The 18,588-nt window shown below is 67.3% G+C and carries 19 protein-coding genes and 1 riboswitch; of the genes, 9 read left to right on the top strand and 10 right to left on the bottom strand.

What is annotated here, in order from left to right; genetic code table 11:
- Positions 1 to 21 precede the first annotated feature (21 nt).
- From fmt to def (QMG28_RS04040), 3 genes are read right to left on the bottom strand one after another with little or no spacing between them, the layout of a single operon-like run.
- A complete protein-coding gene (fmt, locus tag QMG28_RS04050) occupies positions 22 to 921 on the bottom strand; it encodes a methionyl-tRNA formyltransferase (RefSeq protein WP_281840870.1) in 900 nt (299 codons plus the stop codon).
- Entirely contained in the window at positions 918 to 1,415 is a 498-nt protein-coding gene (gene def, locus QMG28_RS04045) for a peptide deformylase (protein ID WP_281840869.1), read from the bottom strand. Before def (QMG28_RS04045) ends, fmt begins: the two co-directional genes overlap by 4 nt.
- The gene (def, locus tag QMG28_RS04040; protein WP_281840868.1) at positions 1,415 to 1,936 is read right to left on the bottom strand and encodes a peptide deformylase; all 522 of its coding nucleotides are present in this window, start codon (positions 1,934 to 1,936) and stop codon (positions 1,415 to 1,417) included. Before def (QMG28_RS04040) ends, def (QMG28_RS04045) begins: the two co-directional genes overlap by 1 nt.
- Before the next feature lie 272 nt (positions 1,937 to 2,208).
- Here def (QMG28_RS04040) and QMG28_RS04035 point away from each other — a divergent pair, with 272 nt between their 5' ends.
- On the top strand, positions 2,209 to 3,381 hold the full coding sequence (locus tag QMG28_RS04035; protein ID WP_281840867.1) for a MalY/PatB family protein: 1,173 nt from the start codon (positions 2,209 to 2,211) through the stop codon (positions 3,379 to 3,381).
- 9 nt (positions 3,382 to 3,390) lie between these two features.
- On the opposite strand, the gene QMG28_RS04030 is transcribed toward QMG28_RS04035, so the two are convergent.
- Genes QMG28_RS04030 through QMG28_RS04020 form a run of 3 tightly spaced genes read right to left on the bottom strand, consistent with a single transcriptional unit; the run spans position 3,391 to position 5,933 of the window.
- A complete protein-coding gene (locus QMG28_RS04030) occupies positions 3,391 to 4,323 on the bottom strand; it encodes an alpha/beta fold hydrolase (RefSeq protein WP_281840866.1) in 933 nt (310 codons plus the stop codon).
- 60 nt (positions 4,324 to 4,383) lie between these two features.
- Positions 4,384 to 5,298, bottom strand: coding sequence for an ornithine cyclodeaminase family protein (locus QMG28_RS04025; RefSeq protein WP_281840865.1), 915 nt, complete (start codon positions 5,296 to 5,298; stop codon positions 4,384 to 4,386).
- Positions 5,295 to 5,933, bottom strand: a complete 639-nt coding sequence (locus QMG28_RS04020) for an HAD family hydrolase (RefSeq protein WP_281840864.1) — start codon at positions 5,931 to 5,933, stop codon at positions 5,295 to 5,297. The genes QMG28_RS04025 and QMG28_RS04020 overlap by 4 nt, the downstream gene beginning before the upstream one ends.
- Positions 5,934 to 6,066: 133 nt before the next feature.
- Between QMG28_RS04020 and QMG28_RS04015 the strand changes: the two genes are divergently transcribed.
- The 5 genes from QMG28_RS04015 (at position 6,067) to QMG28_RS03995 (ending at position 11,082) form a co-directional block, all read left to right on the top strand.
- Positions 6,067 to 6,444 (top strand): DUF1636 family protein, encoded by a 378-nt coding sequence (locus tag QMG28_RS04015; protein WP_281840863.1) that lies wholly within the window; start codon positions 6,067 to 6,069, stop codon positions 6,442 to 6,444.
- On the top strand, positions 6,441 to 7,418 hold the full coding sequence (locus tag QMG28_RS04010; protein ID WP_281840862.1) for a threonine-phosphate decarboxylase: 978 nt from the start codon (positions 6,441 to 6,443) through the stop codon (positions 7,416 to 7,418). Before QMG28_RS04015 ends, QMG28_RS04010 begins: the two co-directional genes overlap by 4 nt.
- Positions 7,415 to 8,326 (top strand): adenosylcobinamide-phosphate synthase CbiB, encoded by a 912-nt coding sequence (gene cbiB / locus QMG28_RS04005; protein ID WP_281840861.1) that lies wholly within the window; start codon positions 7,415 to 7,417, stop codon positions 8,324 to 8,326. Before QMG28_RS04010 ends, cbiB begins: the two co-directional genes overlap by 4 nt.
- Before the next feature lie 42 nt (positions 8,327 to 8,368).
- Entirely contained in the window at positions 8,369 to 9,577 is a 1,209-nt protein-coding gene (locus tag QMG28_RS04000; RefSeq protein WP_281840860.1) for a lytic murein transglycosylase, read from the top strand.
- A 656-nt stretch (positions 9,578 to 10,233) separates the two neighbouring features.
- Positions 10,234 to 11,082, top strand: coding sequence for a hypothetical protein (locus tag QMG28_RS03995; protein ID WP_281840859.1), 849 nt, complete (start codon positions 10,234 to 10,236; stop codon positions 11,080 to 11,082).
- On the opposite strand, the gene QMG28_RS03990 is transcribed toward QMG28_RS03995, so the two are convergent.
- From QMG28_RS03990 to smc, 3 genes are all read right to left on the bottom strand, one after another.
- Positions 11,069 to 11,554 carry a YbjN domain-containing protein gene (locus QMG28_RS03990; RefSeq protein WP_281840858.1) on the bottom strand — a complete coding sequence of 162 codons (486 nt, stop codon included), beginning with the start codon at positions 11,552 to 11,554 and terminating at the stop codon, positions 11,069 to 11,071. The two genes, QMG28_RS03995 and QMG28_RS03990, sit on opposite strands and share 14 nt — an antisense overlap.
- Positions 11,551 to 12,033, bottom strand: a complete 483-nt coding sequence (locus QMG28_RS03985) for a YbjN domain-containing protein (protein WP_281840857.1) — start codon at positions 12,031 to 12,033, stop codon at positions 11,551 to 11,553. Before QMG28_RS03985 ends, QMG28_RS03990 begins: the two co-directional genes overlap by 4 nt.
- 84 nt (positions 12,034 to 12,117) lie before the next feature.
- Positions 12,118 to 15,573 (bottom strand): chromosome segregation protein SMC, encoded by a 3,456-nt coding sequence (gene smc, locus QMG28_RS03980; RefSeq protein WP_281840856.1) that lies wholly within the window; start codon positions 15,571 to 15,573, stop codon positions 12,118 to 12,120.
- Between the two features lie 184 nt (positions 15,574 to 15,757).
- A riboswitch (cobalamin riboswitch) is annotated at positions 15,758 to 15,974 on the top strand.
- 33 nt (positions 15,975 to 16,007) lie between these two features.
- On the opposite strand from smc, the gene QMG28_RS03975 reads away from it, so the two are divergent.
- The 3 genes from QMG28_RS03975 (at position 16,008) to QMG28_RS03965 (ending at position 18,267) form a co-directional block, all read left to right on the top strand.
- Positions 16,008 to 16,673 carry an energy-coupling factor ABC transporter permease gene (locus QMG28_RS03975; protein ID WP_281840855.1) on the top strand — a complete coding sequence of 222 codons (666 nt, stop codon included), beginning with the start codon at positions 16,008 to 16,010 and terminating at the stop codon, positions 16,671 to 16,673.
- A 77-nt stretch (positions 16,674 to 16,750) separates the two neighbouring features.
- Positions 16,751 to 17,815 (top strand): cobalamin biosynthesis protein CobW, encoded by a 1,065-nt coding sequence (gene cobW / locus QMG28_RS03970; RefSeq protein ID WP_281840854.1) that lies wholly within the window; start codon positions 16,751 to 16,753, stop codon positions 17,813 to 17,815.
- Positions 17,812 to 18,267, top strand: a complete 456-nt coding sequence (locus QMG28_RS03965) for a GNAT family N-acetyltransferase (RefSeq protein WP_281840853.1) — start codon at positions 17,812 to 17,814, stop codon at positions 18,265 to 18,267. The genes cobW and QMG28_RS03965 overlap by 4 nt, the downstream gene beginning before the upstream one ends.
- 32 nt (positions 18,268 to 18,299) lie before the next feature.
- On the opposite strand, the gene QMG28_RS03960 is transcribed toward QMG28_RS03965, so the two are convergent.
- On the bottom strand, positions 18,300 to 18,545 hold the full coding sequence (locus QMG28_RS03960) for a hypothetical protein (RefSeq protein ID WP_281841070.1): 246 nt from the start codon (positions 18,543 to 18,545) through the stop codon (positions 18,300 to 18,302).
- Positions 18,546 to 18,588: the final 43 nt, after the last annotated feature.

Below are 18,588 nucleotides of genomic sequence, written 5' to 3'. Positions count from 1 at the left end.
CGAAATCCCCCGGCCTCGCCGTCAGCTCACCCGCTCGGGCATCTCGAAACCGCGCAGGAAGTCTTCGCGCTCCATCGCCCGCTTGCCGGGGCGTTGGGCGCGGATGATCTCCACCGCGCCGGTGCCGCAGGCGATGGTCAGCGGGCCGATCACCGCGCCGGGCGCGCCGCTGCCGGGGGCGAGGCGCGAGGCCAGCAGCTTCACCCGCTCGCCATTGATCTCGCACCAGGCGCCGGGAAAGGGCGAAAGGCCGCGGATGAGGCGGTCGACGGTTTCCGCCGGTTGCGACCAGTCGATCCGCGCTTCGGATTTGTCGATCTTGGCGGCATAGGTCACGCCCGCATCGGGCTGTGGCTCGGGCGTCAGCGTGCCGAGCCGGTCGAGCGCCTCGACGATGGCCGCCGCGCCGAGCGCGGAAACGCGGTCATGCAAGTCGCCTGTGGTTTCCTCGGCGCCGATGGCGAGCCTCTTGCGCAGAAGCACCGGGCCGGTATCGAGGCCGGCATCCATCTGCATGATGCACACCCCGGTCTCGGCATCCCCCGCCATGACCGCGCGATGGATCGGTGCCGCACCGCGCCAGCGCGGCAGCAGCGAGGCATGGATATTGAGGCAGCCGCGCGCGGGGGCGTCGAGGATCTCTTGCGGCAGGATCAGCCCGTAGGCGACCACCACCGCGACCTCCGGAGCGAACGCGGCAAACTCCGCCTGCGCTTGCGGATTGCGCAGGCTCGCGGGGTGGCGCACCTCGAGCCCCAGCTCCAGAGCGCGGGCATGGACCGGGGTGGGCCGTTCCTTCTTGCCGCGCCCGGCGGGGCGGGGCGGCTGGCAATAGACGGCGGCGATCTCATGCCCCGCCGCCACCAGCGCATCGAGCACCGGCACGGAAAACTCGGGCGTGCCCATGAACACCAGCCTCATCGTGCCAGCTTCCTTGCCTTGGCCACCAGCCTGTCGCGCTTCAGCTTCGACAGGCGGTCGAAATACATCCGGCCGTTCAGGTGGTCGATCTGGTGCTGCACCGAGGTTGCCCAGAGGCCGACGAAGTCGCGCTCCTCCACCTCGCCCGCCGCGTTGAGAAACCGCACGGTCACGGCGCGGGGGCGGCTGATCCTGGCCCAGACGCCGGGCAGGTTCGGGCTGGCCTCGTCATGCTCGCGCATCTGCACGCTCGCATGCAGCACTTCGGGGTTGGCCATGCGCACGGCCTGGCCGCGGTCTTCCGAGGCATCCACCACCGCCAGCGCCTGCATGATCCCGAGCTGCACGGCGGCCAGGCCGACGCCGGGCATCGCCTCCATCGCCTCGATCATCTCGTCCCAGATCGCGCGGGTCTCGTCGGTGATTGCCGCCACCGGCGCGGCGGGGCTGCGCAGCCGCTTGTCGGGCCACATCACGAAGGGGCGGTGCCCCATCAGGCCCGCGCCCGGTCGCGTTTGTATTTCTGGCTCTTGCGGGTCATCATCTGGCGCTTCATCGGGCTGAGATAGTCGATGAACAGCTTGCCATTCAGATGGTCGATCTCGTGCTGCAGCACGGTGGCCCAGAACCCGGCGAAGTCGCGCTCCTGCTCATTGCCATCGCGGTCGAGCCAGCGCACCTTGATCTCGGCGGGCCGCGTCACCTCGGCATATTGCTCGGGGATCGACAGGCAGCCTTCCTCATAGACGGAGGTTTCGTCCGACGAGAGCAGGATCTCGGGGTTGAACATCGCGATCGGCTGCGGCTCGGCCTCGGGGTCTCTCGATGCATCGGCCACGATCACGCGGCTCAGTACCCCCACCTGCGGCGCGGCGAGGCCGACGCCGGGCGCGTCATACATCGTTTCCAGCATATCGTCGGCCAGCCGGCGCAGTTCGTCGGAGATATCCGGAACGGCATCGGCCACCTTCTTCAGGCGCGGGTCGGGGTGGATCACGATCGGGCGAATAGACATGAGGCTGATTTAGGCCAAGGCCGGTGCGCACGCAAGCGGCGGGGGAGTGTTCCGATAAGCCTGAAGCTCACGGGAGAACGAAAAGATAGAGTTCTGGATATCAGACGCAATCAGGAACAATATTCTGATCATAAATCAATGCCAGAATTATGTGCCAACATTGAACATCTCATAAGAACAATGTATCAGCTTCACAGCTCCGCGCCCTCGGAGCAACCCTTGAACACCGTCCCGCCCGCGATAGGCTCGCCCGAATCCATTCCGGAGGCCCCATGAACTTCGACGAAATCTACGACCGCGTTGCAACCCGGTCCAGCAAGTGGACGCTGATGGCGTCCGGGTTCGGCATCACCGACGCCGAGACCCTGCCGATGTGGGTCGCCGATATGGATTTTCGCGCGCCGTCCTTTCTGAGCGACGCCGTCCGCGAGGTCGCCGAAGCGGGGGATTTCGGCTATTTCGCCCACACGGATACCTACCGCGAGGCCGCTGCCTGGTGGTCGAAGACCCGGCATGGCTGGGAGATCTCGCCCGACCGGATCATCAATACCGCCAGCCTCGGCAACGCCATCGCCTTCGCGATCCAGACCTGGTCGACCCCGGGCGACGCGGTGGCGATCTTCACGCCGGTCTACCACGAATTCGCGATGAAGATCCGCAAGAACGGCCGCACCGTGACCGAGCTGCCGCTGGTCGCGGCGGATGGCCGGTTCACGCTGGATTTCGATGCCTGCGAGGCGCGGATGACCGGGCGCGAAACCATGCTTCTGCTCGCCTCGCCGCATAATCCCGGCGGCCGTGTCTGGACCGTCGACGAGTTGCGCGCCATCGCCGATTTCGCCGCGCGGCACGATCTGGTTCTGGTCTCGGACGAGATTCACAACGATATCGTCATGCCCGGCTTCACCCATGTACCCACCGCCCTTGCGGCGCCGGATGCCCGTTCGCGGCTGGTGACCATGACATCGGCGTCGAAAACCTTCTCGATCGCCGGCACCCGGCTCGGCGCGGTCATCATCGAGGATGACAGGCTGCATCGCCAATATGCCAATATCGTCAACCGGGCGGATCTGTATCCCAACCTGTTCGGCGTCGTCCTCTCGCGGGCGGCCTATTCGCCCGAAGGCGCGGCCTGGGTCGATCAGCTTGTCGGCTACCTTGCCGAAAACAACGCGCTGTTCCACGAACGGATCTCGGCCATTCCCGGCACGCTCGTTCACGAACTTCAGGGCACCTATCTGGCCTGGGTCGATTTCTCGCGCCTCGGCATGACGGATGAGGAGCTTTGGCGCCGGGTGACGCAGAAGGCCCGGGTGCTGCCCAGCCCCGGCCCGAATTTCGGCACCGGCGGCGAGGGCGGGCTGCGCTTCAACCTCGGCACGCAGCGCGCGCGGGTGGAAGAGGCGGCCGACCGTCTGGTCGCGGCCTTCGCCGATCTGCAATAGGCGCGGCGCTCAGTCCGGCATATCGCGCAGGAAGGTGCGCACGGCGGCGTTGACCTCCTGCGGGTTGGTATAGGCCAGCGCATGGCCGGCACCGGGAACCACCTCGTGATGGGCCTGCCGGTTCCAGCGCGTCAGCTCGCCCATCGCGGTGATCGGGACCACCGGGTCTTTCTCGCCCCAGATCGCCAGCGTGGGAATGTACATCGCGGCGATTTCGCGGTGCACCGGCTCCATCGGCGTGCTGAGCGTATGGCGCTCCGACGAGAGGATCGCGGCCAGGTAGCCGCGATGGCGCAGCTCCTGCGCGATCCGGTGCGGCAGATCGGCGATCACGCTGGGCGATTGCGCATCCCGTTGCGCGCCCCGCCGCAGCATCGCACCCCCGAACAGGCCCCAGAGCCAGGTGCCGAGCGGCCCGGTCCTGGCGGCGAATTTGAGCAGCCGGCCCGGGCGGTACTCCATGCCCGCCGGGGCGAGCAGAATGAGGCGCTCCACCCGGTCGGACTGGTCCGCCGCGAACTGGGCGGCGATCGCTCCGCCCATCGAATAGCCCATCAGCGTCACCGGCTCGTCCACACCCAGATCGTCGAGCAGCGCCCCGAGCTGGGCGGTATGAAAGGCCAGCGTCTGCCGGCCCGCCGCGCGGTCGGAATAGCCGCGCCCGTACAGATCGTAGCTCAACACCCGGTAGCCGGCCTGCACCAGCCCCCGGATCAGCCCGGAAAACACCCAGGAGGGCGAACTCAGCCCGTGCACCAGCACGATGGTATGCGTCGATTTTCCGCCATGCCACTGGTAATGCGTGCGCCCCTGCCCCAGATCGGCGAACCGGCCCGGCGCGTAGTCGCGGGCGCGGTCGTCGATCGGGCGGCGCATCGCTTCGAGGATGGCCGGAAGCGCGAGGAGGATCGCGGCGGGAACAAGAAGGATAAGCCAGGTCATATCTGCCTCGGATCAGGGACAGGGCCGAGTGTGCCGCCCGGCGCGCCCCGGCGCAACGGGCTACCGGCTGCGCCACTTCTCAAGGATATAGCGCGCGGTCATCAGGTCGAGATGGGCGCCGCCGCCATTCTTGAACAGGGTGATGTCGTCCGGCGCGCGGGTGAAAGCGCCGGCGTCGATATCGTAGAAATCGCCCTGCACATCGGCGGGCGTCACCACGCCCTCCTCCAGCGGGATCTTCAACTCGCCGATATGGCCCAGCACGGTCGCCCGGCTGTCCATGAAGATGCGGGCCCGGCGCATCGCTTCGTCATCGGCTTCGCGCATGTCGGGCCGGTAGGCGCCGATCAGGTCGAGGTGCTGGCCCGGCTGCAGCCATTCGCCCATGACCAGCGGCGCGCGGGTCATGGTGGCGCAGGTGATGATATCCGACGCCATCACCGCGCTTTCGAGATCGCTCGCCACCAGCGTATCGGGAAAATGCGCCGCCATCTCCTCGGCCCCGGCGGGCGAGCGGTTCCAGACCTGGAAGCGGGCATGGGGGAACAGCACGCCATAGGCCTCGCGCAGCGAATGCGCCACCGTGCCGGCGCCGACGATGAGAATGCAATCGGCATCGGGCCGCGCCAGCAGCCTCGCCCCGAGGAAGGAATCAACCGCCGTCTTCCACTTGGTGACGAGGTGAAAATCGACCATCGCTTCCAGCGTGCCGTGATCGTCGGAATAGAGCGTCACGCCACCATTCACCATCGGCAGGTTATCGGCAGGGTTTTCGGGAAAGATCGTGGCCGTCTTCACCGCACTGCCCATGCCGTCGATCCAGGCGGCGCGCGACAACAGCGTGTCCGGCTCGCGGTACAGAAAGGTATCGCCGATCTCGGCTTTCGGCATCCGGTGGCCGGCGACGAAGGCATCGGCCAGCTCGTGCCAGTCGAGCAGGCTCTCGGCCTCGAAGGGAATAATCTCGATCGTCATGCCGCGTCGTCCTCCGTGAGCAGTCCGGCCCGCACCAGCCGCGCGGCCCATCCGTCCGGCCCGTCAAACAAATGGCCCTGCCAGCCGCGCGCTTCGGCGGCGGCAACGTTCTCGGCCCGGTCATCGGTAAACAGAAGCCGCTGCGGGGCGATCCCGCAATCCTCCTCGACCATTTCGTAGATCTGCGCCTGCGGCTTGGTCACGCCCATATGGCTGGAAATATAGCGCCGGTCGAACTCGGCCAGAAAGGGATGATGCCGCTCGCTCTGCGCGAGGCTCTCACGCCCGTAATTCGACAGGGCAAAGACCGGCACGCCAGCCCGGCGCAGCGCCCGCAACAGCCGCACCGAGCGCGCGATGGGCGGCGCGGCGATCTCCGACCAGCGGTCATGCCAGATGCGAATCTCGTCCGCGAAGGCAGGATATCTTTCGGCGGTGGCATAGACCGTATCGCGGAAATTCTCGCCCAGGTCGATCCGGTCGGCCATGTGATGCAGGTCGACGGCGGCAAACATCGCTTCGCGCCGCTCCCTGCCGACGATCTCGTCATATCGCGCTTCCGGCTGCCATTCGATCAGCACGTTTCCGATATCGAAGATCACAGCTTCAGGCCGTGGAAGGCTTTGACGACTCATGACAAAAGCCTAGTGGCTGCGGCTGGGCGAGGGAAGCGGCAATCGGGCCGCAGGCGGCCCTTGCCGGCGGTGGCTCTGTTGCCTTCGGCGGCGTTTTCCGTTTCAAACGGCGGGGCAATGCTGGGAGGATGGCGTGGCAACCACCTGGATCACGATCTGCGACACCTGCAAACGCGACGACTGGGTCGCGCGCGGGGCGGAGCGCACCGATGGCGAACGGCTGGCCGATCTGGTCGAAGCGGCGGCGGCAGGCACCGGGCTGGCGGTGCGGCGCACCTCTTGCCTGATGGGCTGCGACCATTCCTGCAACGTGGCGATCCAGGCGCAGGGCAAGCGTGCCTATACGCTGGGCCGCTTCGAGCCTTCCGCCGAGGCCGCCGAAGGGATCGTCGCCTATGCGCAGGGCCACGCGGCTTCCGATACCGGGCAGGTGCCCTACCGCGAATGGCCGCAGGCGGTGAAGGGGCATTTCATCACCCGCCACCCGCCATTGCCGGAGGATACGGCATGAGCGCCGCAGGCTTCGATCTGCGCGATCACGGCGGCGGGCTCGACGATGCCGTGGCGCTTTATGGTGGCACGCGGGCCGAGTGGCTCGACCTCTCCACCGGGATCAATCCGCGCACCTACCCGGTGCCCGACATCCCGCCCGAAGCCTTCACCGCCCTGCCCGACCGGGTGGCCGCGCAAAAGCTGGAAGCCGCCGCGCGCAGCTTCTGGATGGTGCCCGACGGCGCTGCGGTTCTTGCCGCGCCGGGCGCCTCCTCGCTGATCGCCAACATCCCGCGCCTCGCCGCGCCGGGCCGGGTGCGGATCGTCGCGCGCAGCTACAACGAACACGAAGCCGCCTTTCGCGCGGCGGGCTGGGAGGTGCTGCGCGCCGACCCCGACAGGGGGCCGCTGGCCGAGGCCCGCGTGGCGGTCCATCCCAACAACCCGACCGGCCACATGTTTTCCGGCGAGAACGAGCCGGAGGGCCGCCCGCTCCTCGTGATCGACGAGAGCTTCTGCGACGTGATCCTCTACAATTCCCGCGTCGAGGGCTGGGCCACGAAGCCCGGCGTGGTGATCCTGAAAAGCTTCGGCAAGTTCTGGGGCCTGCCCGGGCTGCGTCTCGGCTTCGCCATCGGTGACCCCGTGCTGATCGCACAACTGAAAGAGATGCTGGGGCCCTGGCCCGTCTCGGGTGTGGCGCAGCATGTGGGCCGGGCCGCGCTGGAAGACATGGGCTGGGCCAACATGGCCCGGCAGGTGATGAATCTCGACGTGGCGCGGCTCGATGCGATGGTGCAGGCGAAGGGGGCCGAGCTGATCGGCGGCACCGGGCTGTTCCGGCTCTATGAGGTGGACGATGCCGCGCGCTGGCAGGAGATTCTGGCGCAGGGCAAGGTCTGGAGCCGCATCTTCCCCTATGCCCCCACCTGGCTGCGCCTCGGCCTGCCGCCGGTGGACCGGTGGGGCCAGCTTGAGGCGGCGCTGGCATGATCCACGTCCTCGCCCTGGCCGTTGCCCTCGCGCTTGACGCCGCTATCGGCGAGCCCGACGCGATCTGGAAGCGCGTGCCGCATCCGGCGGTGCTGATGGGCCGCGCGGTGGGCTGGGCCGACCGCAAGCTCAATCACGGCGAGGGCCGGATGATCACCGGCGCGGTGACGCTGGCCGGCCTGATCGTGGTCGCCTGGGTGGTGGGCGATCTCGTTGCCTCGCTCGGCTGGATCGTCGAGGCGCTGGCCGCCGCCATCCTGCTCGCCCAGCGCTCGCTGGTCGAGCATGTGAAGGACGTGGCCAATGCGCTGAGCCTGTCGCTGGCAGACGGGCGCGCGGCAGTGGCACGGATCGTCGGGCGCGATACGGCCGGGATGGACGAGCCGGCAGTGGCCCGCGCCGCCATCGAAAGCGCGGCGGAGAATTTCTCCGACGGGGTGATCGCCCCCGCCTTCTGGTTTCTCGTCTTCGGTCTGCCGGGGATGCTGATCTACAAGATGGTCAACACCGCCGACAGCATGATCGGCTACCGCACGCCCGAGCACGAGCAATTCGGCAAGGCGGCGGCCCGGCTCGATGACGTGCTGAACTGGGTGCCGGCGCGGCTCTCGGCCCTGATCATCCACCTGCTTGCCCCCCGCCCCGGCGGCTGGGCCAGGATCCGGCGCGATGCGGGCCTTCACCGCTCGCCCAATGCGGGCTGGCCGGAAGCGGCGATGGCGGTGAACCTGCGCGTCGCACTGGCCGGACCGCGCAGCTACCACGGCCAGATGACCGAGGACGCCTTCGTGAATCCCGATGGCGCGCACGAGATCGGCGCGGCAGAGATCGACGGCGCGGTCGCGGTGCTCTGGCGGGCCTGGGGCGTCGCACTCGGTCTCGTGATCCTGATCGCCATTGTCACGTGATGCCAGCCTGCTAGGCTCGCACGGAACATGACGAGGGACCCCATGCGTAAATTTCTGTCAGCCATTGCTTTGAGCCTCAGCCTTCCCACCGCGTCGTTCGGCGCCGGCGCGGGCGACATTCCCCCGCCGATGATCGAATGCGGCGGCTCGTTCTCGTCCTTCGTGGGCCGGATGAAAGATCTCGCGGTATCGAAAGGCCATGACCGCGCCACCGTCGACACGTTCTTCGCCAGCGTACAGCAGGACCAGCGCACGCTTGGGGCCGACCGGGCGCAGGGCATCTTCACCACCGGTTTCATCGAATTCTCGCGCAAGCTGATCTCGCAATACCGGATCGACACGGGCCGCGCGAAGCTCAGCCAGTATGACAGCGTGTTCGACACCATCGAGCGGCAATTCGGCGTGAGCCGGGGCGTTCTGGTGGCGTTCTGGGCCTTCGAGACCGATTTCGGCGCCTTCCAGGGCGATTTCAACACGCTCAACTCGCTGATGACGCTGAGCCACGATTGCCGCCGGCCGGGCCTGTTCCAGCCGCAGGTGCTGGCGGCCATCGACCTGTTCGAGCATGGCGATTTCTCCCCCGCCAGCACCACCGGCGCCTGGGCGGGCGAGATCGGCATGGTCCAGATGCTGCCGATGGATATCCGCGACAGCGGCATCGACGGCGACGGCAACGGGCATGTGGATCTGAAAGGCTCGGCGCCCGATGCGCTGATGTCCGGGGCCAACATGCTGCGCAAGCTCGGCTGGCGCGCAAACGAGCCATGGATTCAGGAAGTGACGCTGCCGCAGGGCTTCGACTATTCGAAAACCGGCACCGATCAGAAAATGAGCGTGAGCCAGTGGGCGACGCTCGGGGTGGCCCCGCGCTCGGGCAGCTTCACCGGCGCGGCTAGCCTGCCGGCCTCGGTGCTGGTGCCACAGGGGCATGGCGGCCCGGCCTTCATCGCCTACCCGAATTTCGACGTCTATTTCGAGTGGAACCAGAGCTTCACCTACGTGATGACGGCGGCCTATTTCGCCACCCGCCTCGAAGGCGCCGATATCTACAATGCCGGCACCCCCGGTCCGGCGCTCTCGGGCGCACAGATGAAAGCCCTGCAGCAGAAGCTGCAGGCGATGGGCTATGACGTGGGCGCGGTCGACGGCATCCTCGGCGCCAGAACCCGCGCCGCCGTCCAGCGCGAGCAGGCCAGGCTCGGGCTCATTGCCGATGCCTGGCCGACAGTGGAGCTTCTTAACCGTCTTTGACGGGGGCCGTTTACGAAATCGAAAGGTCTGTGATAGACTTTGTGGTATCGGAACTTGTTTCAGTGTCATCACCGAAATCAAGTGCCCCGCGGAGAGGCAACTCCGCGGGGCTTCTCTTTCAGGGCCTCAGAGACCGATCCAGAGCCGGATGATTGCAACCAGCAGCGATGCTGCGGCAAGTATCACCATCCATTTTCGGAACCCGTGTTCACTCAGTGCCATCACCTCCAATCACCGCGAAGGATCGCGGTGAGGTGACGCTAGCGGGCAAATTGTCACCACTTCCTTAAAGCTCTGGTGACTCTGGCAGAAAAGACGCGCTTCGACCGGGCGGCAGTTTACCGAATCGAAAGGTCTGTGATAGAATTTGAGCTATCGAAAAGTGTTCAGTGTCATCACCGAATCTAAATGCCCCGCGGAGTTGCTGCTCCGCGGGGCAACTCTTTCACGGGGTCACGCCCCGATCCAGAGCCGGATAACCGCCACGATCAACGATGCAACCGCGATGGCGATCATCCATTTTCGAAAAGTCTTTTCGTCCAGTGTCATCACCTCCTCTCACCGCGAAGGGTCGCGGTGGCGGGATTTGACTCAAATTGGATGAATACCGGGTTAATCTCGGTTACCAATTGGACAGGACAAAGGACGAGGCCCGCGTGGACGGTGAAGTCGCACAATTGGCAGCCCTGGTGATCTCGGCCAACCACCGGCTCACCCACCCCGACGATCCTATGCTCTGGTTCGCCACGCAGCGCGCCTTTGCCCGGTGCGGCGCGATCAGTTTCGAGGTGGCGGCAAAGCAGCGCGAGGGCGGCCCCGCGCGGGTGACGATGGCCGAAACGCCGCGCGCCTGGCTCGATCAGCTTGCCCGCTCGGGCACCAAGCGCGTGCTGCTCGGCTTCGAGCGGCAGGACGAGGAGATGGTGCCGGGCGAAACCATTCCCGACCGCGTGGCCGCCGGATTCGCCGGCGGCGGCAGCCTCTGGACGATGACGACCGAAACCGACGATGGCCGCGCACTGGGCTGGCGGTCGGCATGGAAGGCGGCCTATCCGGGCGCGCGCGACGGGCGGATCTGGGCGGTGCGCTACACCGCCACGGCGAGCGATCCCCAGCCCGCCGGGCGCGACCTCGACGCCGCTGCGACCGAGCTGCGCCACGCTTTGGCTGAGATGAGCGAATTCGCCTGGTCGCATGACGCCAAAGAGGCCAATCTGCGCTTCACCGCGGCGCTTGCCCTGCTCGAAGGCGCGCCGGACCCACGGCCCTTCCCGCATTCGCCCGGCGCGGCCGATACCCTGTCGGACGAGGCCCGCCGGCTGCTGCACGCGGCGCAACGGGGCTGGATGTTCGACGATATGGGGCAATGGGGTCCGCTCAAGGTGGACGAACCGACATGGCGCGACCATGCCCGCCGCTCCGAAGCGCTCTATGACGCCGTTACCGCCGCCGTCGTCGCGGCGGCGAATTCCTCGGCCCCCGCCCGGCCGATCACCAGCCGATGAACTCCTCGAACTCGGTCAGCCGGTCGAGCCAGAGATCCATGAGGCTTTCAAAATCCACCGGGCTCATCCCGTCAACGCCGGTAAACACATCCATTTCCAGCCGGACGACCCCATCGTCGACCCGGTAGGCCCGCGTGTAGCGGCGCTCTTCGCCGTTCCATGCGTTAAGCGCCTCATAGGATGTCGGCTCTTCGAGGCTGTAGGCAAAATAAAACTGCACCGACTGGCAATTCGCGTTGTCGACGCAATCGTAGAACCACAGCGGCATGATCACACCGTTGTAGCGGAACTCGATGAACGGATCGCCTACCCCGTCTTCGGAGAGCTGGGCCGGATAGCCGGCATCGAAGAAGAAGTCGATGAAACTCTGCGGATCGGAGGCGCGCAGGGTGTCGGCCCGGGCCCCGCCGGCCAGCGTGGCGGCCAGAGCAGCCCCGGCCAGAACCGGCTTCAGCCCGACCCGGTTCATCATTCCGAGACCCAGCCCACGCGGTCTTCGAACTCCGCCGCCGCTTCGACGAACACATCGAGCAGCAGCCCGAAATCCTCGCGCGAAAGCCCGTATGCGCCGGTCAGCACATCCATCGTGAACACCACGTCATCTTCATCGTCGATGGCGGCGCTGGCAAAGCGGTTTTCCTGGTTCAGCGCGTTCACCACGTCCATCCCGACTTCGCCATCGGTCTCATAACCGATATAGAACTGGACATTGGTGCATGCGGCGTTGTCAGTGCAATTGTAAAAGAAAATCGTGTATTGCCGGTCGCCCTTGCGGAACTGCACCATCGGGTCGCCATAGCTGTCGACATCGACCTTCGAGGCTATCCCGGTATCGAACAGGAATGCGGTCAGGCTCGCGGGATCTTCCGCCCGCACCGCGTCCTGCGCCATCGCGGCACCGGCAAATGCACTCGCCGCGATCCCGGCCGCGAGCAGGAGCTTGATTGTCATCGGTTTCACCTCCCCGTGTTTCGCAGCACCACCTTAAGCCGTGAACCGCAGGGCGCAACTGACGGAGATCAAAAACAGCCCGGCTCAGGCCACCAGCGCCTCGGCTTTCTTCAGATCGACGCTGACGAGCTGGCTCACCCCCTGTTCACCCATGGTCACACCAAAGAGCCGGTCCATCCGCGCCATCGTCACGGCGTGGTGGGTGATGATGAGAAAGCGCGTATCGGTGCGGCGCGTCATCTCGTCGAGCATGTCGCACAGCCGGGTGACGTTGGCATCGTCGAGCGGCGCATCGACCTCGTCGAGCACGCAGATCGGCGCGGGGTTGGCAAGGAAGACGGCAAAGATCAGCGCAATCGCCGTCAGCGTCTGTTCGCCGCCGGAAAGCAGGCTGAGCGTGGAAAGCTTCTTGCCCGGCGGCTGGCACATGATCTCAAGCCCGGCCTCCAGCGGATCGTCGCTTTCGACCAGCACGAGATTGGCCTCGCCACCGCCGAACAGATGCGTGAACAGCATCCCGAAATTCGCGTTGACCTGTTCAAACGCGGTCAGCAGGCGTTCGCGGCCCTCACGGTTGAGGCTGGCGATGCCGGCGCGCAGCTTGGCGATCGCGGCTTCCAGATCGGCCTTTTCGCTCACCAGCGTATCGTGCTCCTCCTGCACCTCCCTGGCGTCCTCCTCGGCCCGCAGGTTGACCGCACCCAGCGCATCGCGCTGGCGCTTGAGCTTGTTGACCTCGTGTTCGATATGCTCCGACGAGGGCATCTTGTCGGGATCTTCACCGAGGCTTTCGAGCAGACCCGCCGGCGTCGTCTCCTGATCTTCCTCGATCCGCTCGGCGGCATAGGCCACGGTTTCGCGCGCCGCATCGGCGCGGGCCTCGGCCCGCGCGCGGGCCTCGCGCGCCTCGCCCGCCAGCCTCTCGGCATCGCGTTCATTGCCCATCGCGTCGCGCAGGGCAGCCTCGGCGCCGGTCAGGTTGTCGAGCGCGGTGGCGCGCCGGGCCTCGGCATCGGCGATGGCGCGGGCCAGTTCCTCACGCTTGGCCGCCAGCTCGGCAGGCGCGGCGCTGGCCTCTTTCAGTTCGGCCTCCGACGCGGTCTTGCGCTCGCCCAGCTCGGCAATGCGCTTGCCCGCCGTGTCCAGCCGCAGCCGCCAGCCGGAGATCTCCTTCGTCACCTCCTGCGCCCGCTTCACCCGCGCCTCGCCCTCGCGCTTCACCTCGTCATGGGCCGAACGCTTGGCGAGCATCGTCATCCGCGCCGCCTCGACGGTAAGCTTAACGTCTTCCACCTCGGCGCGGGCGGTGGCGAGATCGTCAAGCTCGGCAACAGCGCTTTCGGCCTCCCTGAGCCGGGCCCGCGCACCCATCGCCTCTTCTTCGTGGCGGGCGACGGCAAGGCCGAGATTTTCCAGCTTGCCTTGCGCAAGGTTCTGATCGGCCTCTGCCCGCGACAGCGCCCGCGCGCCCTCGGCCATTGCCCGGTCGGCCTCGCGGCGGGCATCGCGGGCGGCGCGGTCGGCCTCGGTGGCGCGGGTGAGGTCTTCGCGCAATGCCTCATGGGCATAGCGCGCGCCATCGGCCCGCGCGGTGGCGCGTTCCAGCTCCTGCTTCAGCCCTTCAAGCCGGTTGAGCTGCTCAAGCCGCAGCGCGGCGGTCGAGGGCGCATCCTCGGCCCCGGCGCGGAACCCGTCCCAGCGCCACAGATCGCCCTCAAGGCTCACCAACCGCTGCCCCGGTTTCAGCGCCGCCTGCAGGCGCGCACCGTCTTCCGGCGTGACAAGGCCCACCTGTGCCATCCGCCGGGCCAGCACCTCGGGCACGGTGACGTGATTGGAAAGCGCCGCGACCCCCTCGGGCAAAACCTGCGCCTGCGGATAGCCAGGCAGCGCGACCCAGCCGGACGCCGCGTCGCTCTCAACCGCGGGCGCGCGCAGATCGTCGGCCAGCGCCGCGCCCAGCGCCTTCTCATAGCCCGGTTCGACGCGCAGCATGTCGAGCACCTGCCCGCCCTCGCGCGTGTCGCGCTCCAGCAGTTTGGCCAGCGCCATCACCTCAGCCGAAAGCGCATTCACCTCGCCCTCGGCCTCGGAACGTTCGGCCCGCGCATCGGCCTCCTTCGCCTGCGCCTGCCCGCGCGCCTCATCGGCCGCCACCAGCGCGGCCTCCGCCGCCTCCGCCGCCGCCGAAGCCTCGGCCTGCACGCGCTCCGCCTCGGCAAAAGCCACCCGCGCGGTGCCCAGCGCCGCCTTCGCCGCATCCACGGCGGCGCGGGCGCGCTCGGCCTCGGTCTCGCTCCGGTCCAGCGTCTTGCGGCTGTCTTCCAGCAGGCGCTGCGCCGATTGGTGGCGGGCGGCGAGCCGGGCGACATCCTCGGTCAGCTGGCTCAGCGCATCCTCGCGCGCTTCCAGCACCCTGCGAGCCTCCCGCGCCGCTTCGGCGGCGGCCTCAAGCCGGGTCTCATGCCCCTCGCCCGCCTTGGCAAGCTCGCGCGCCTCCCATTCCAGCCGCTCGATCGTATCGCCGGCATCGCGGTTCAGCGCCTCTTCGCGCTCGGTATCGGCCTCAAGCTGGGCGATCCGGCGCGTGAGCGTCTCGATCCGGTCCTTCGCATGCGCTTCCTGCTCGGAAAGCTGATCGCGGGCCACCTGCACGCGCTGCAGCACCGCCGCGGCGATGGCCTCTTCCTCGCGCAGCGCCGGCAGCTTGTCTTCCGCCGCGGCCCGGGCCTTCGCCGCCTCGCGCGCCGCCGTCTCGGCCTGCGCGGCCTCCTTCGACCGTTCGGTCAGCGCCTGTTCGGCGGCAAGCCGCGCCTCGTCGGCCTCTTTCCAGCGACGATAGAGCAACAGCCCCTCGGCCTTGCGCAGCTCCGCCCCGATCGCACGATAGCGCTGCGCCTGCTTCGCCTGGCGGGCAAGCTGCGAAAGCTGCCCGGCCAACTGCTCGATCACGTCATCGACCCGGGCAAGGTTCGCCTCGGTGCCTTTCAGCTTCAGTTCCGCCTCGTGGCGGCGCTGGTAAAGTCCGGAGATCCCCGCCGCTTCCTCAAGAATGCGGCGGCGGTTCTTCGGCTTGGCGTTGATCAGTTCGGCGATCTGGCCCTGCCGCACCAGCGCGGGCGAATGCGCGCCGGTGGAGGCATCGGCAAACAGCATCTGCACGTCACGCGCGCGCACATCCTTGGTGTTGACCTTGTAGGCGCTGCCCGCATCGCGGGTGATGCGGCGGACGATCTCCAGCCCGTCGCTCTCGTTGAACCCGGCGGGCGCGAGGCGCTCGGAATTGTCGATGGTCAGGGCCACTTCGGCGAAATTGCGCGCGGGCCTTGTGGCGGCGCCGGCAAAGATCACGTCTTCCATCCCGCCGCCGCGCATCGCGCTGGCGCGGGTCTCGCCCATCACCCAGCGCATCGCTTCGAGCAGGTTCGATTTGCCGCAGCCGTTCGGCCCGACAACGCCGGTCAGCCCGTCCGCGATCACCAGATCGGTCGGGTCGACAAAGCTTTTAAAGCCGTTGAGCCTGAGTTTGGTAAACCGCAAGCGGCCTGCCCTTTCGTGATTCTTCTGATCGGGGAGTTTCCGGGTCCGCCGGCACAGAGTCAACGCAGCCTCCCCACGATGTGGCGAATGGGCGCCGGTTATCCACAACATCTTGCTTTTCACCGATGTCGCCGAATGCGCCAGACCGTCGCAATCGCGCTTGACGCGCGCCTGCCCGACGCGCCACAAAGGAGGGGCATGGTTCCCGATACCGGCGCAAAGCGCCACGGGAGAATAGGGAATGCGGAACGGGTGACCCACATCGGGGCCCTCAGCCGCAGCCGCCCCCGCGACTGTATGCGGAGAGCGCCCGCCGGATGCCACTGGGGCCACATGCCCCGGGAAGGCGGCGGAAGCTTCGACCCGCGAGCCAGGAGACCTGCCATGTGAACATCAACCCACCCGTCGGGGAGACGGGCAAAGGAGACAGACACATGCATATCGAACCCGGCCTTGTTGCGCCCGCCAAAATGATCCTCGCCTACGCCACCGCTGCCGGTGCCGGCGCCTGGACCGCCAGGCTCGCCTGGGAGGCGATCAGGGAACGCAGCGCCGCCTCGCTCGTGGCGCGCAGCGCCGCCACCACCGCGCTGGTATTTTCCTTCTTCGAAGTCCTGCCGCATTATCCCGTCGGCGTTTCCGAGGTTCACCTGATCCTCGGCTCGACGCTGCTGCTGATCTTCGGCGCGGCCCCCGCCGCCATCGGCCTCGCGCTCGGCCTGCTGATGCAGGGCCTCTTCTTCGCGCCCTTCGACCTGCCGCAATACGCCGCCAACATGACGACGCTTCTGGTGCCGCTCTTCGCGATCAAGGCGCTGGCCGACCGGATCGTCGCCCCCGCCACACCCTATGTGGACCTGAAATACCGCCAGGCGCTGGCGCTTTCGACCACCTATCAGGGCGGGATCGTCGCCTGGGTGGCGTTCTGGGCGTTCTACGGTCAGGGCTTCGGCGCCTGGGAAAGCGTGGCCACCTTCGGCGCGGCCTACATGCTGGTCGTGCTGATCGAGCCGCTCGTGGATCTCGCGGTGCTCGCCGGCGCCAAGTCGGTGCGCGGCCTGGCCAGAACCGGCCTCGTCACCCCGCGCCTCTTCGCCTGAGCGCCCTCCGCCTGACGCTTTGACCGCCGGGGCCCGACACGGCCCCGGCCTTTCCCCGTTTTTCAGGACGCACTCCCATGCAGAAGATCCCCGCCACCGTCGTCACCGGCTTTCTCGGCGCCGGCAAGACCACGCTCATCCGCCACCTGCTCGACAATGCCAACGGCAAGCGCATCGCCCTTATCATCAACGAATTCGGCGATCTCGGCGTCGACGGCGACATTCTCAAGGGCTGCGGCGACGAGACCTGTTCCGACGATGACATCTACGAACTCTCCAACGGCTGCATCTGCTGCACCGTGGCCGAGGATTTCATCCCGACGATGGAGGCGCTGCTGGCCCGGCCCGACGCGCCCGACCATATCGTGATCGAAACCTCCGGCCTCGCCCTGCCGCAACCGCTGGTGCGTGCCTTCCAATGGCCGCAGATCGCCACGAAGGTGACGGTCGATGGCGTGGTCACCGTGGTCGATGGCAAGGCGGTGGCCGAGGGCGTCTTCGCCGCCAATCTCGATGCGGTCGAGGCGCAGCGCAAGGCCGATGACAATCTCGACCATGAAACGCCGCTGTCGGAGCTGTTCGAAGACCAGATCGCCGCCGCCGACATGATCGTGGTCAACAAGACCGACCTGCTCGACGCCACCGAAGCCGACGCGCTGGCCGCCCGGCTCGAAGCCGAAGCCCGCGCCGGGGTGCATGTGGTGCGCTCGGTGATGGGCAAGCTGCCGGTCGAGGTGGTGCTCGGCCAGGGCGCGGAGGCCGAAGCCAACATGGAGGGCCGCGAAGAGGGCCACCACAACCATCATCACCACCACGACGATGACGACGACCACGACCATCATCACCACGATCACGACCATGACGATTTCGAAAGCTTCGTGGTCGAGCGCGCCGAGATCGCCGATCCGGCCGCCTTCTCGGCCCAGGTGGCCGAGGTGATCCGCGCGCATGACATCCTGCGCCTCAAAGGCTTCGCCGCCGTCGCCGGCAAGCCGATGCGCCTCACCCTGCAGGCCGTCGGCCCGCGGGTCGACAGCTATTACGATCAGCCCTTCGGCGAGAACCCGCGCGCCACGCGGCTCGTGGTGATTGGCCAGACCGGGCTCGACCGCGCCGCCATCGCCGAGGCGCTGTCGGCATGAGCCTGACGGTGGAAAGAGGCGATCCGCGCGACCCGGCGGCGATGGCGTTGCTGCGGCAGAGCCACGCGCTGATGGAAAGCCTGTTTCCACCGGAGGACAATTTCTTCCTCGATATCGACGCGCTCACCGCGCCGCATATCGCCTTCTTCGTCGCGCTGAACGAGGGCCAGACCCTCGGCACCGCCGCGCTGGCCGACAAGGGCGCCTATGGCGAGGTGAAGTCGATGTTCGTCAGCGAGGCGGCGCGCGGGCTTGGCGTCGGCGCGGCACTGATGGCGCGGCTGGAACGCGAGGCGCGCGACCGGCTGCTGCCCACGATGATGCTGGAGACGGGCAATGTGCTCTACGCCGCGCACCGGCTCTACGCCCGCGCCGGCTTCACCAAGCGCGGGCCGTTCGGCGATTATCCCGCCGCCGCCTCGTCGATCTTCATGGAAAAGCGGCTCGGCTGATGGTGCATCCCGCCCATAGCCCGGCCCCCGGCCTATTTGCCCTTGCGCGCCTCGGCCGCGGCCTTCATCCGCGCCAGCAGCTCGGCCTTGCTCTCGGCCTTGCGGTAGGGGTTCTTCTCGCTGCCGCGCGCATTGTGCTCGGCGTGGCGGGGGGCGTTCTTGCCGATCTTCGGCGCGCCTGCGGCCTTGTAATCCATCGCGGTGACCTTTCCTGTCTGCGCGGTCTCTGCCTGGCTCATAGCGCAGCTTTGCCGCCCGCGCGAGCCATGCACCTTCATCCTTGCAAAAATACTCCCGCCCAACCGCGCCGCCAAGAGGGGG

The sequence above is a fragment of the Sinisalibacter aestuarii genome (assembly GCF_027923545.1).
Taxonomy (GTDB): domain Bacteria; phylum Pseudomonadota; class Alphaproteobacteria; order Rhodobacterales; family Rhodobacteraceae; genus Sinisalibacter; species Sinisalibacter aestuarii.
Note: the sequence above shows the minus strand (reverse complement) of the source record. Positions and strands in the feature narration are given on the sequence as shown.

Bases quoted from the DNA above. Each gene is read 5' to 3' on its own strand.
- fmt (WP_281840870.1), bottom strand. From the start codon at position 921: ATGAGGCTGGTGTTCATGGGCACGCCCGAGTTTTCCGTGCCGGTGCTC.
- def (WP_281840869.1), bottom strand. From the start codon at position 1,415: ATGGGGCACCGCCCCTTCGTGATGTGGCCCGACAAGCGGCTGCGCAGC.
- def (WP_281840868.1), bottom strand. From the start codon at position 1,936: ATGTCTATTCGCCCGATCGTGATCCACCCCGACCCGCGCCTGAAGAAG.
- QMG28_RS04035 (WP_281840867.1), top strand. From the start codon at position 2,209: ATGAACTTCGACGAAATCTACGACCGCGTTGCAACCCGGTCCAGCAAG.
- QMG28_RS04030 (WP_281840866.1), bottom strand. From the start codon at position 4,323: ATGACCTGGCTTATCCTTCTTGTTCCCGCCGCGATCCTCCTCGCGCTT.
- QMG28_RS04025 (WP_281840865.1), bottom strand. From the start codon at position 5,298: ATGACGATCGAGATTATTCCCTTCGAGGCCGAGAGCCTGCTCGACTGG.
- QMG28_RS04020 (WP_281840864.1), bottom strand. From the start codon at position 5,933: ATGAGTCGTCAAAGCCTTCCACGGCCTGAAGCTGTGATCTTCGATATC.
- QMG28_RS04010 (WP_281840862.1), top strand. From the start codon at position 6,441: ATGAGCGCCGCAGGCTTCGATCTGCGCGATCACGGCGGCGGGCTCGAC.
- cbiB (WP_281840861.1), top strand. From the start codon at position 7,415: ATGATCCACGTCCTCGCCCTGGCCGTTGCCCTCGCGCTTGACGCCGCT.
- QMG28_RS04000 (WP_281840860.1), top strand. From the start codon at position 8,369: ATGCGTAAATTTCTGTCAGCCATTGCTTTGAGCCTCAGCCTTCCCACC.
- QMG28_RS03990 (WP_281840858.1), bottom strand. From the start codon at position 11,554: ATGATGAACCGGGTCGGGCTGAAGCCGGTTCTGGCCGGGGCTGCTCTG.
- QMG28_RS03985 (WP_281840857.1), bottom strand. From the start codon at position 12,033: ATGACAATCAAGCTCCTGCTCGCGGCCGGGATCGCGGCGAGTGCATTT.
- QMG28_RS03975 (WP_281840855.1), top strand. From the start codon at position 16,008: ATGCATATCGAACCCGGCCTTGTTGCGCCCGCCAAAATGATCCTCGCC.
- cobW (WP_281840854.1), top strand. From the start codon at position 16,751: ATGCAGAAGATCCCCGCCACCGTCGTCACCGGCTTTCTCGGCGCCGGC.
- QMG28_RS03965 (WP_281840853.1), top strand. From the start codon at position 17,812: ATGAGCCTGACGGTGGAAAGAGGCGATCCGCGCGACCCGGCGGCGATG.
- QMG28_RS03960 (WP_281841070.1), bottom strand. From the start codon at position 18,545: ATGAAGGTGCATGGCTCGCGCGGGCGGCAAAGCTGCGCTATGAGCCAG.